The organism is Nocardioides sp. Root1257 (assembly GCF_001425175.1).
In the GTDB taxonomy this organism is placed as follows: domain Bacteria; phylum Actinomycetota; class Actinomycetes; order Propionibacteriales; family Nocardioidaceae; genus Nocardioides.
Map to the genome: position 1 here is coordinate 863,744 of NZ_LMDV01000009.1, position 11,816 is coordinate 875,559.

At 72.8% G+C, this 11,816-nt stretch carries 12 protein-coding genes; 6 read left to right on the forward strand and 6 right to left on the reverse strand.

Annotation, left to right across the window (positions count from 1 at the left end; genetic code table 11):
• The first annotated feature begins 148 nt into the window (after window positions 1-148).
• Window positions 149-1,192: a TNT domain-containing protein gene (locus tag ASC77_RS18190; RefSeq protein WP_056156196.1), complete on the forward strand. Its 1,044-nt coding sequence runs from the start codon at window positions 149-151 to the stop codon at window positions 1,190-1,192.
• A gap of 4 nt (window positions 1,193-1,196) precedes the next feature.
• On the opposite strand, the gene ASC77_RS18195 is transcribed toward ASC77_RS18190, so the two are convergent.
• Window positions 1,197-1,967 carry a hypothetical protein gene (locus tag ASC77_RS18195; protein ID WP_056156200.1) on the reverse strand — a complete coding sequence of 257 codons (771 nt, stop codon included), beginning with the start codon at window positions 1,965-1,967 and terminating at the stop codon, window positions 1,197-1,199.
• A gap of 221 nt (window positions 1,968-2,188) precedes the next feature.
• Here ASC77_RS18195 and ASC77_RS18200 point away from each other — a divergent pair, with 221 nt between their 5' ends.
• From ASC77_RS18200 to ASC77_RS18210, 3 genes are all read left to right on the forward strand, one after another.
• Complete coding sequence (locus ASC77_RS18200) at window positions 2,189-2,488, forward strand: hypothetical protein (protein WP_156391165.1); 300 nt, start codon at window positions 2,189-2,191, stop codon at window positions 2,486-2,488.
• A gap of 216 nt (window positions 2,489-2,704) precedes the next feature.
• Window positions 2,705-2,929: a hypothetical protein gene (locus ASC77_RS18205; RefSeq protein WP_056156205.1), complete on the forward strand. Its 225-nt coding sequence runs from the start codon at window positions 2,705-2,707 to the stop codon at window positions 2,927-2,929.
• A 369-nt stretch (window positions 2,930-3,298) separates the two neighbouring features.
• A complete protein-coding gene (locus ASC77_RS18210; protein WP_056156208.1) occupies window positions 3,299-3,487 on the forward strand; it encodes a hypothetical protein in 189 nt (62 codons plus the stop codon).
• Window positions 3,488-3,656: 169 nt separating this feature from the next.
• Here the strand turns inward: ASC77_RS18210 and ASC77_RS18215 are convergent, their stop codons facing one another.
• From ASC77_RS18215 to ASC77_RS18235, 5 genes are all read right to left on the reverse strand, one after another.
• The gene (locus ASC77_RS18215; RefSeq protein ID WP_056156211.1) at window positions 3,657-4,592 is read right to left on the reverse strand and encodes a DMT family transporter; all 936 of its coding nucleotides are present in this window, start codon (window positions 4,590-4,592) and stop codon (window positions 3,657-3,659) included.
• A 23-nt stretch (window positions 4,593-4,615) separates the two neighbouring features.
• Complete coding sequence (locus ASC77_RS18220; RefSeq protein ID WP_056156214.1) at window positions 4,616-5,380, reverse strand: IclR family transcriptional regulator; 765 nt, start codon at window positions 5,378-5,380, stop codon at window positions 4,616-4,618.
• Between the two features lie 9 nt (window positions 5,381-5,389).
• Window positions 5,390-5,761: a hypothetical protein gene (locus ASC77_RS18225; protein ID WP_056156216.1), complete on the reverse strand. Its 372-nt coding sequence runs from the start codon at window positions 5,759-5,761 to the stop codon at window positions 5,390-5,392.
• A gap of 36 nt (window positions 5,762-5,797) precedes the next feature.
• On the reverse strand, window positions 5,798-7,006 hold the full coding sequence (locus ASC77_RS18230) for an MFS transporter (RefSeq protein ID WP_235547778.1): 1,209 nt from the start codon (window positions 7,004-7,006) through the stop codon (window positions 5,798-5,800).
• Window positions 7,007-7,082: 76 nt separating this feature from the next.
• Window positions 7,083-8,339 carry a choice-of-anchor P family protein gene (locus ASC77_RS18235; protein WP_056156219.1) on the reverse strand — a complete coding sequence of 419 codons (1,257 nt, stop codon included), beginning with the start codon at window positions 8,337-8,339 and terminating at the stop codon, window positions 7,083-7,085.
• A 209-nt stretch (window positions 8,340-8,548) separates the two neighbouring features.
• On the opposite strand from ASC77_RS18235, the gene hutH reads away from it, so the two are divergent.
• Both hutH and ASC77_RS18245 read left to right on the forward strand, forming a co-directional pair.
• Window positions 8,549-10,117, forward strand: a complete 1,569-nt coding sequence (gene hutH, locus ASC77_RS18240; RefSeq protein WP_056156221.1) for a histidine ammonia-lyase — start codon at window positions 8,549-8,551, stop codon at window positions 10,115-10,117.
• Between the two features lie 85 nt (window positions 10,118-10,202).
• Window positions 10,203-11,789, forward strand: a complete 1,587-nt coding sequence (locus tag ASC77_RS18245) for a methyl-accepting chemotaxis protein (protein ID WP_056156222.1) — start codon at window positions 10,203-10,205, stop codon at window positions 11,787-11,789.
• Window positions 11,790-11,816 lie beyond the last annotated feature (27 nt).

Genomic DNA, 11,816 nt, shown 5'->3' on the forward strand with positions numbered 1-11,816 from the left:
CGGGCGGATGACCACGCCGTACGGCGCGCCCGGTGAGCCTATTCCCAGCGACCGGTCGCGTCAGTCCCGTACCAGCGTGAGAAGGATCCTACCCGCAGGTAACTTGGGCTCGGGGTTCCGGGTCGACCCGGCGGGGTAGGACGCCGGCATGAGCGAGGACCCGCCCCCGGCGCAGATCCCTCCCGAGGGCGAGTGGGTGTTCGTGCGGCAGGACGACCGCTTCCTCGTCGGCGCCTTCGGCCGCGGGAAGTTCCGCACCTACGAGGTCGTCGGCAGCAGCGAGGCGGCGGTCGCCATCGTCGATCGACTCAAGTCCACGCCCCTGCACCGCGTCGCGGCGAGGATCGACCCCGACGACCAGGCCCGCGGGGTGCGGACGGCGGCCACCATTCTCGACCGCTGCCGGGCCCGCGGCGACCGGCCCGCTCCCGCCGACCTGCGGCCGGGCGACCTCCTCGACTGCCTCGGCCCCGAGACCGGACACCACCTCTACGCGCTCGGCACCCCGTTCTCCCGGCGCTCCCAGCCACCCAGCGACGTCGGCGCCCCCCGATTCGCCTTCCAGCTCGCGCGGCCGTTCCCGCCCGAGGTGCAGGAGGGGGTCACGGCGCCCTGGTTCGGGCAGCCCGGCGGCGGCGCGATGGTCGTCCTCGACCGGCCGATCCGGTGGTACGTCGACCAGGGCTTCCTCGACCCGGTCGGCGAGCCGATGCCACAGCGCTTCGTCGACTTCCTCAACGGGCTCGACAAGCTGCCCCCGTGGACCGGCCTCAGCTTCCGCGGCCTGCCGCCCGGCCCGTTCCCCGAGGAGGGCGCCACCATCCTTGCGGAGGGGGTGACGGCCACGTCGCGTGATCCGCGGGTCGCCACCGAGAACTTCGCCGTGCGCGGCCTGTGGGCGATCAGCGGCCGCAGCGGACGCGCGATCGAGCAGCTCTCGGCCGCGCCCGACGAGCGGGAGGTCGTCTTCCGGCCCGGCTCCCTCTTCACGGTCCTCAAGGTGGCCCGGCTCGGCGACCTCGCCGTCGTCCTGCTCGACGACGTGGCGTTCTGGGCCACCGGCGACCAGCCGGTCTCGGCCACGCCGCTCGCGGACTTCGCGAGGCTGGCGAAGGCTCGCATCGATGACGCCCTCGAAGGGCCTCAGGTCCAGGTGGCCGCCCCCGGGAAGTTCGTCGGCCCGATCTACTGACCGATCAGGTCCGCTTGATCCCGGTGACCTTGCCGGCCTTCGAGAAGGTCACGCGGACGACGACCCGCGGGTCCGAGTCGGACTTCGCGCAGAAGCGGTACGTCGCGCCGAGCCGCTGGAAGGGCTGGCCGACGGCCTTCATCACGGCGGTCGTGGTCATCCCGCGGTGCAGCAGCGAGCCGACGCGGGCGACGCTCTTGCGCAGACCCGGGTTGCGGCAGGAGTCGGGCTTGACGCCGTCGGCCCGCTCCCACATCTGCAGGTAGGCCTCGGCGCCGCGCGCCATGTCGTCCTCGATCTTCGCGCCGTCGCCGCGCTTCTGCTTGTCGGCGACCTTGGTCAGGTCCTGGATCCAGTCGGGGTAGAGGCCGTACTGCGCGACGCCGTCGGCGTTGATGTCGTAGACCCGCTCGCCGGCTTGCTGCTTGTCGATCGTCACGCCGCCGAGGCCCTTGAACGGGTAGGTGACCGGGTTGGACACGTCGGTGCCGCGCGGGTCGCCCTGGGCGCCGAGGCCGTTCATGTCGGCGCCGTAGCCGATCCCCCAGTAGTAGCGGGGATCCGCCCACCCGACGTGGGCGCGCCACTTCTCGACGAAGCCCGTCGAGTCGCCGGCGTACGGCGTGATGAAGCCGCCCTCCTGGTAGATCCGCGGGTAGGAGTCGGGGGTCGCCCAGGAGTGGCTGGAGATCACGCCGTGGTAGCCGAGATCGTCGATCTGGTCGAGCGCGGAGGCCCGCGCCTTCACGCTCATGTGGTCGGGGTCGAAGATCATGTGCCGCTTGGCCAGCCCCGGCGATCGTGTGCTCGCCCAGCGTCGTGAGGCCGCGGGAGTTGCAGTGGTGCGCGGGACCGTAGACCGGCAGCGCCGTGTGCAGCGTCGAGAAGAGCTCTCCGACGGCGCCGAAGAGCGCGTCCTGCTGCTCCGCCGAGATCTCGGGCCCCGCGAGCTGGTCGCGGTCGTGGGACTCGCCGTCGGCGGGCTCGCAGTGCCGCATGTCCCAGAACGAACCGGTCTCGAGGAAGTTCGCGGCGTTGACCGCGACGCCGACGGCTCCGTTGTCGCCGGCGACGCCCGCGAGGGCGTTGTCGAACTTGTTGACGAGCTCGACCTGCCGCAGGCCCATCCGCTGGAGGCTGTCGAGCTGCTCGTCGATGTCACCGATGTCGCACTGCGGGACGTCGAGCTTCATCGTGCAGCCGAACGGGACGCTGGTCTCCATGCCCATGACCACCGCCATCTTCCCGGCGTTGATGACCTTGCGGGCCTGGAAGGGGTTGGTGACGATCCGGTAGAAGCCCTTGCCGGGGCCGCCGAACTGCGCGTCGATGTAGTCCTGCATCTCGCGCATGTCCTTGGCCTGCCGGCGCACCGACTCCATGTCGTCGCACTTCGCGTACTCGGCGCTCTTCTTGAGCGGGTAGATCTTGCACAGCTGGTCGTTCTCGACGAGCAGGTTGACGAAGATCCGCTGGCCGCCGCGCCAGGACCGCTCGAGCCAGCGGTAGTAGGTGCCCTCGTGGGTCAGCGACTCCGGGGCCGGCCAGTCCTTGAAGGTCGGCCAGCCGATCGGGTCGTGGTGCGGCTCGCCGGACAGCACGGACTCGAGCACGCCGCCGTACCCGCCCGTCGCGGTGTGGTCCGGGCAGTCGACCAGCGCGTACGGCGCGCCGTACTGGTCCCAGGGCTTGCCGCAGTGGGCGGCTCCACCGAGGAACTCGAACGCCATGCCGTGAGTGTGCGCGTCGACGTACCCGCGCACCTCCTGGTACGGCGTCACGCCGGCGTGCGGGCGCCCGGAGATGTCGATCTGCGACTCGGGGTAGGCGGCGCAGCCGCTGCCGCGGGTGAGGCGGAAGGCGCTGGCGCCGCCGATCGTCAACGGCGAGCCGTTGTTGGTGAAGGTCATCGCGGCGCCGGAGCGCCGAGCTGTCCAGACGGTCGCGGGACCGGGCGCGGCGGCGGTCTTGCCGCCCGCGGTCAGGAACCTGCGGTCGGCGGTGTAGAGCAGGTAGTCGCCGAGGTCCGTCGGCTTGAAGAAGATCGGGGCGCCCGCGAGCGAGTAGCAGCCGTTGGCCATCGCGTAGCGGTCAGCGGGGTGCAGGGTGCGCGGCTGGGTCACCGCGGCGCTGGTCAGCTGCGGGTCCGGCATCCGGCGCTCGCGCTCGACGTACGACGCGCTCGCGGTCCGCTGGGCCGCGGTGGTCGGGTCCTTGGTGGACGCGCCGAGGTCGCCGGCGCGACTCAGGGCGTTCTTGTCGGCCTTCATCGTGGCCAGCGCGTTCTGGGCGTAGGCGTAGCGGGCCTGGAGGCCCCCGGAGCGGACGCCGGCCGCGCCCCCCAGGGCGACGGCAGCGACGACGAGCGCCGTGGCGGCGGAGAGGGCGATCACCAGGCGGCGGTGGCGGCGCGCGTCGTTCACGGGTGCTCCTTCGTGGTTGCTCGAAGCAACCAACGAGTGGACTACCCCGGGGGTACGGAGGTCGAAACCATCTCGGCCTCGCGGCGCCCGAGGCCCGCGACCGCCAGCAGGATCAGCGCGGTCCCCACGATCCCGGCCATACCGAGGCGCTCGTCGAGCCACAGCGCGGCGACGAGGGCCGCCGTGACCGGCTCCAGCAGGGTCGCGATGACCGCGGCGCTGCCCGGCACGGAACGCAGCCCGGCGTAGAAGAGGCCGTAGGCGAGCGCCATCGTGAAGACGCCCAGGTAGACCAGCGTCAGGCTGACGGTGGGGTGGTCGAGGTCCGCGGTCAGCGGGCCGCCGAACGCGGCGCAGGTCATCAGCGCGACGGCCCCGACGGTGGTCGTGGCCGTGGTGAGCGTCAGGGGGCTGGTGACGAGGGTGAGGGAGCGACCGACGGCCGTCGTGGTCGCGTACGTCGCCCCGGAGCCGGCCGCGAGCAGCACGCCCAGGGTCGGGTGCGGACCCGGGTCGTGGGCGCCGGCCGCCAGGCTGACCAGCACGAGCCCGGTGAGCGCCAGCACCAGCACGCCGATCTGCCCGACCGCCGGCACCGAGCGGCGGCGTACCGACTCCGCGATCGTCAGCAGCACCGGTGCGAGGCCGAGGCTGACCACCGTCGAGACGGAGACGCCCACGGCGACGACCGAGCCGAAGTAGAGGGCCTGGTAGGCCGCGGTCCCGCAGCCCACGAGCACCACCCGCCGGGGGTGCGCGCGGGCGAGTGCCAGCAGCGTCGGCAGCTGGCGCAGGGCGACGAGCACGACCAGCAGCACCACCGCGGCGATCGCCATCCGCCAGGCGCTGATGGTCAGCACCGGCATCGGGACGTCGTCGCGGATCACCTGGACGCCGAGCCCGCCGGTGCCCCACAGCACGCCGGCCAGGCAGATCTGGAGGAGGCCGAGGCCGGCACGCGGGGTCGGCGTCGTCACCGCACCATCCAACCGGGTGCCGCTCAGCCGGTCCAACCGCTTATCCGCCGGGTCAGACCGGCCGCAGTCGCGCCCACCTCGGCGGCCAGGGCGACCGCGTCGGTCGAGCCGCTGGGCTGGTCGGGGTAGGTGACGGCGACGGCCGCGACGGGGTGCTGGTTGTGGTCGGACACCGCCACGGCCACGCTCGCGAGCCCGGGAGTCACCTCGCCGTCCTCGACGGCGTACCCGCGTTGGCGAGTGTCGGTCAGCACCCGGCGCAGCGCGCTCAGGGTGCGCGGCCCGTGGCCGTGCCGGTCGACGAAGTCGGACGGCTGGGAGTAGAGCGCACGCACCTGCGGCGCCGGCAGCTGCGCGAGGATCGCGCGGCCGCTGGCGGTCAGCTGCGCCGGCAGCCGGACCCCGACGTCGGTGACCAGCGGCGGGCGGCCGGGCGCCCGCTCCTCCACGACGTACAGCACCTCACGTCCGTGCAGCACGGCCAGGTGGGCCGAGTGACCGACCCGGTCCACCAGGGTCGCGAGGGCCCGGCGGGCCAGGCGCTGCAAGGGCTCCTGGCGTGCGTAGCCGCTGCCGAGCTCGAACGCCGCGAGGCCGAGGCCGTAGCGGTGCTCCTCGGCGAGGTGGACGACGAAGCCCTCCTCGATCATGGCGTTGAGCAGGTGGTACGTCGTGCTTCGCGGCAGGTCGCAGGCGCGCATGATCCGGTCGAGCGGGACCGGGTCGGGCTGGCCGGCCAGGAACCGCAGCACCCGCATCGTGCGGGTCGCCGCGGGCACCTGGCTCATGCCCGAAGGCTACGGCTCCCGGCTACCCGGAGCGCCAGGACGGTAGTCGTCGGCCCGGTGGTCGACGTCCGGGTCGATCGCGTCGGCGGTCCGCAGGGAGTCCTCCTGGCGAGCCTCCTCGACGTGCAGCCCCTGCCGGGCCTCGGCGGCCTCCTGCTCGGCGCGCTCGGCCTCCGCGCGGGCGACCTCGGCCTTCGCCTCGGCCGCGGCGGCGTCGCGCTGCGAGGAGTCGATCGCCCCGGACTGGGCGACGGCCTCGGTGCGCAGGTGCTCGGCGTGCTCGCGTCGCTTGGCGTTGCGCCGCGCGGTGAGCGCGACGGCCAGCCCGACGATGACGAGCACGACGACCACGATGACGATGATCGTGACGGTGGTGGACATGGGTTCCTCCCTCTCTCCCGGAGGCCCGTACCCAGTTCAGCTCAGGGCACGCTCCTCGCGCACCGGGACCAGCGGAGCGGCCACCAGCGGGAAGAGCGCGGCCAGGGCGAAGGCCGCGGCGTACCCGAGCTCACCGATGGCGAGCCCCGCGAGCGGCGGTACGGCGGAGCCGGCGAGGAACTGCGCGGTGTTCTGGGCGCCCATCGCACGGCCCGACCAGAACGGGCCGGCACGCTCGGCGACGGCGGTGAACGCGAGGCCGTTGTCGGCGACCGTCACCAGGGTGGCCACGACGACGAGCAGCACCGCGACCGCGAGATCGAGCGCTGCGGTCAGGCCGAGCAGCGCCATCGTGACGGCGGCGGCCAGGGCGACCCAGCGCAGCGGCCGCAGCCGGCTGCCGACCACGTCGGAGAGCTGGCCGACCGCGATCCGGCCCAGCGCGCCGGCGACCTGGGCGAGCGCGACCAGCGATCCGGCCGCAGCCGGCGACCAGTCGCGCTCCTGCACGAGCCAGACCAGCGCGAAGGACCACACCAGGAACTGCGGGACGACGAGGAGCACCGAGACGCCGTGGATCCGGGCCAGGAAGGAGTCCTGCCGGTACGGATTGGCGACCGGTGTGCCCGCCGTCCGCTCCGGGCGCGGCGGGTCGACGACCACGGCGGCGGCGAGGAGCGCGGCGAGCGCGCAGGCGATCGTTGGCACCCAGAGCGCCGCCTGGACGCCGTGCCCGTCGGCGACGACGGCGATCGAGATCGCCGCCACCCCGACGCCGATCGGCTGCGACATCTGCCGGATGCCCATGGCGAGGCCGCGCCGTTGCGGTGGGAACCAGCCGACGACGACGCGGCCGCTCGCGGCGTTCGTGCTCGCTGCGGCGGCACCGGCGAGGAAGAGCGTGACCACCAGGAGCGACAGGCTGTCGGTCAGCGCGCTGGCGAGCCCGGCCAGCGTCGTGGCCGCGAGCCCGGTGAGCATCACGAAGCGCTCACCGCGCCGGTCGGTGACCCAGCCCCACGCGACCAGCGTGAGCATCACGCCGACGGTCGGTGCCGCGGCGACCAGGCCGGCCTCCGCCAGGCTGAGGCCCTCTCGCTCGTGGAGGGTCGGGATCAGGAACGCGGGCCCGTGGATCATCACGGCCGCAGCCGCCTGGGCCAGCGTGCTGGCGGCCAGCATCGACCACCGACGAGCGGTGGAGACGGTGCGGACCGGCGCGGTCGGCAGCTGACGGAGGCTCACGCCCCCAGTCAACGCCGCGCCGGTCCGCCTCTCGTGCTGCGTCTTGCAGGGTGATCTGTGAGATCGACGACCAGCGTCAGCTGACGATCTTCTTCAGCCGCTTGACGACGAGCCGCGCGTTGCCCAGTTCGATCACGGCGCCGCTGCCGTCGAGGACGGTGATCCGCAGCGCCGTCACCTTGATGCCGCCGGGGATCCGGGTGGTGATCGAGGGCTCGAGCTTGGCGACGCCGGGGATCTCCAGACCCTGGGCGGGCAGCGTCTGCGACTGACCGTTGACCACCAGCCTGCCGAGCGTCGTGCCGCGGGTGTTGGCCTTGAGCTTGGTGCGGTTCGGGCCGTAGCGCGCGACGTTGACCTGGCCCACGATGCCGGTGACCTGCAGCGCCCCGCCGAGGTTGATCGAGGCGACCCGGCTGCGCTCGCGACCCCACGCGCGACGCTTGTCCTGGTCGCCGACCGAGGAGCTCGAGGCGGCGCCGATGACGACCTGGCCGCCGAGGTCGAGTCCCGCCAGCTCGCGCTTGCGCTCGACGCCGTTCGTGCCCTGGCAGGGCATCTTCGTCAGGGGGTTGCGGCCGAGGCGGACGATGTCGCCCGCGGCGTTGCCCCCGATCGCGTACGCGTCACCGGAGAAGACGCCGATCGTCGCGCCGCGGCCGATCTGCGCGACGGCGTGCGCCACGCGGACGACCGAGCCGCTCTGGTAGAGCCGGACCAGGATGCCGTTGGCGAACACCTGGGCACCGTTGGCGGAGGCGTTGGCCTTCTTGTGGGCGAAGAACACCTTGCCGAACTGCGGGATCTCGACGGGCTGGCTCGGCGTCGGGAGCGGGAGGTCCATGGCGGGCCCCACGGGCGGCTGGAACTGGAGCTTGGCCAGGTCGGTGTTCGCCTCGGTCTTGAAGCCGGTTCCGTCGTGGAAGGCGTGCGCGGTGGTGGAGACTGCCGAGAGCGTCAGGGTGCCGAGCGGCGAGTCGCTGAGCACCACCTTGCCGATGGTGTTCTCGGCCCAGGAGGAGACCACGCCGTTGCTCCGGGTCGTCCACACCCGCGTCTTGATCCCGCTCAGCGTGCCCAGGCCGGGCAGCGCGACGTCGGCGACCTGGTTGTTCTTGTCGATGCCGGCCAGGTTGGTGCAGCCGATGACCTCGTACGCCGGCACGCCGGACTGCGCCGGCGCCTGACCGCCCTGGACCCGGGTGCCGTAGCCCCAGCTCTTGAGGGCGAACGGCGTGGCTGCGGGGTTCTTCGACCGCTCCTGCGCGGCCGGTGCCGCGTCCGCGACGGTGAGCCCGGTGCCGACGAGGGTGACGGCGAGTCCTGCTGCCATCGTCGCAAGCAAGGTCCGTGTACGTGCCATGGCCGTTTCCCTCCAGTTGCCGGTCCGTCCCCACGAACCGCCCGATGAGTGCACCTGTCCCCTGACAACGGTGGTGGCAGTCACTAAGTCACCTGTGACACCGGTCACGTCTCGGATCTCAGACGGTGGTGGGTTGTCGGGACCTGTCCCGTACCCGGAGCGGCGGCGAGGATGGAGCCATGACGACCGGCACCCGCGACCTGACCCAGCCCGTCGAGATCGGCGTCGGTGCGGTCTCCTTCGACGACCTGCTCGCCGTGGCCCGCTCCGGTGCGCCGGTGCGGCTCTCCGGGGACGCGCTCGTCGCGATCGACCGGGCGCGGGCCGTGGTCGACGAGCTCGCCGAGGCGCCCACCCCGGCGTACGGCATCTCGACCGGCTTCGGTGCGCTCGCGACCCGCCACATCCCCACCGAGATGCGGGCCCAGCTGCAGCGCTCGCTGGTGCGCTCGCACGCCGCGGGCTCGGGTCCCGAGGTCGAGCGCGAGGTGGTGCGCGCCCTGATGCTGCTGCGTCTCTCGACGCTGGCGACCGGGCACACCGGCGTACGCCGGGAGACGGCGGAGCTGCTGGCCGGGCTGCTCACCCACGGCATCACGCCAGTGGTGCGGGAGTACGGCTCGCTCGGCTGCTCGGGCGACCTGGCGCCGCTGTCGCACTGCGCGCTCGCACTCATGGGCGAGGGCGAGGTCCGCGACGCCACCGGGACGCTGCTGCCGGCGGCAGAGGCGCTGGCCGCGGCCGGTCTCGCCCCGGTCGAGCTGGCGGCGAAGGAGGGCCTGGCGCTCATCAACGGCACCGACGGGATGCTCGGCATGCTGGTCATGGCGATCGCCGACCTGCGGATGCTGCTCCGCACGGCCGACGTCGCGGCCGCCATGTCCGTCGAGGGTCAGCTCGCGACCGACCGGGTCTTCGCCCCCGAGCTGCAGGCGATCCGGCCGCACCCCGGCCAGGCCGCGTCGGCCGCCAACCTGGTCGCCCTGCTCGCCGGCTCGGGCGTGGTCGCGTCGCACCGCGGACCCGACTGCAACCGGGTCCAGGACGCCTACTCACTCCGCTGCTCGCCGCAGGTGCACGGCGCCGCACGCGACACCGTCGAGCACGCCGCGAGCGTCGCCTCCATCGAGCTGCGGTCGGCCGTCGACAACCCCGTCGTGCTCGCCTCCGAGGGACGGGTGGAGTCCAACGGCAACTTTCACGGCGCGCCCGTCGCCTACGTGCTCGACTTCCTGGCGATCGTCGCCGCCGACGTCGCGTCGATCAGCGAGCGGCGTACGGATCGCTTCCTCGACAAGGCCCGCAACCACGGGCTCCCGCCGTTCCTCGCCGACGACCCGGGCGTCGACAGCGGGCACATGATCGCGCAGTACACGCAGGCCGCGATCGTCTCGGAGCTCAAGCGGCTCGCGGTCCCCGCGTCCGTCGACTCCATCCCGTCCAGCGCGATGCAGGAGGACCACGTGTCGATGGGCTGGTCGGCCGCGCGCAAGCTGCGCCGCTCGGTCGACGGCCTGACCCGGGTCGTCGCGATCGAGGTCCTGACCGCTGCTCGGGCGCTGGACCTGCGCGCCCCGCTCGAGCCGGCGCCGGCGACCGGCGCCGTCATCGACCTGCTGCGCTCGTCCGGGATCGAAGGTCCTGGGCCGGACCGTCACCTGTCGCCCGAGATCGAGGCCGCCGTCCAGCTGGTCGCCTCCGGCGCGGTGCTGAGCGCCGCCGAGGGGGTGCTCGGGCGCCTGGGCTGACCCGTGACCTCTCAGGTCGGAGCCCGCCCGGTCGATCCACTCCGCATGACTCGGATCGACGGACGATCCGAAACGGAGGTGGATCGTGTCCAAGTCGTCCCTGTCGTCCCTCTCGCTGAGGACCAGGCTCCTCGCGGCGTTCCTGGTGGTCTCGTTGGCGAGCGTCATCGTCGCGGGCTTCGCGCTCACGCGGATGAACACCATCAGTGACCGTGCGCAAGCCGTCTACGAGCAGGGCACCGTCCAGCTCGACGGCACCCGCAACCTGCAGGCGCTGTGGTGGGAGTACGAGACCCACGACGCCCGTATGTCGATCACGGGCCTGCCGCCCGCGGTGCTGGCCGAGGAGCAGAAGGCCCAGGCCGCGTCGCTCGACGAGCTCAACTCCAGCATCGATCGCGTCAAGGGGATGGATCTCCCCGCGGACGTCGCCACCAACGTCGACGCGTTCGCCACGGCCATCCAGAGCACGATCGACGCCGTCGACCAGCTGAAGACCGGCACGCTCACCCCCGCCGAGTCGGGCGCGATCCTCAGCCAGCTCACCAGCCTGGCCGTCGACGCCCAGAAGGCGATCGACGCCGCCAACGCGGCCGAGCAGAAGTCGGCCGCCGACCAGGCGCAGTCGGCGCGCGACGCCTTCGAGTCGGCCCGCACCCTCACCATCGCGATCATCGTGGTCGGCCTGGCGCTCAGCGTCGGCCTCGGCTTCGCCTCCTCGCGCAGCGTCGCCGGTCCGGTCGACGCCACCCGCGACGTGCTCGCCCGGGTCGCCGAGGGCGACCTGACCGTCCGCGTGGACGAGTCCGGCGCCCGTGAGATCGCCGAGATGAACCGCTCGCTCAACCAGACCCTCGAGGCCTTCAGCTCCGTCATGGTCATGGTCCGCGACTTCGCCCAGCGCCTCGCCGGCTCCTCGGCCAACCTCAACGGCACCGCCGGCGCCATCGCCGTCAACGTCGAGGGCGTCGCCCAGCAGGCCGAGCTCGTCTCGTCGTCGGCGAGCGACGTGTCCCGCAACGTCGGCACGGTCGCCGACGGCTCCGAGCAGATGGAGTCGGCGATCCGCGAGATCGCCCAGAGCGCGAACGCGGCCGCCCAGGTCGCCGGCAACGCGGTGGGCATCGCCGAGAACACCACCGAGACCGTCGGCAAGCTCGGCGCGTCCTCGCAGGAGATCGCATCTGTCGTCAAGGCGATCACCTCGATCGCCGAGCAGACCAACCTGCTGGCCCTCAACGCCACCATCGAGGCGGCCCGGGCCGGCGAGGCCGGCAAGGGCTTCGCCGTCGTCGCCGGCGAGGTCAAGGAGCTCGCGCAGGAGACCGCGCGCGCCACCGAGGACATCTCGCGTCGCGTCGTCGCCATCCAGGCCGACACCAGCGGGGCCGTCGAGGCGATCAGCCAGATCAGCGCCGTCATCGCCGAGATCAACGACTTCCAGATGACGATCGCCTCGGCCGTGGAGGAGCAGACCGCGACCACGAACGAGATGAACCGCAACGTGCTCGAGGCCGCCAACGGGTCCGAGGGCATCGCCGACAACGTCGCCGGGATCGCCGGGGCTGCGGCCCAGACGCTCGCGAGTGTCAACGACGCCCAGCGCGCCGCCGGCGAGCTCGCCGAGATGGGTGCTCAGCTCGAGGAGGCGGTCGGCCGCTTCCAGGTCTGATCGAGGCCGCGCCACTCACCGACCCCG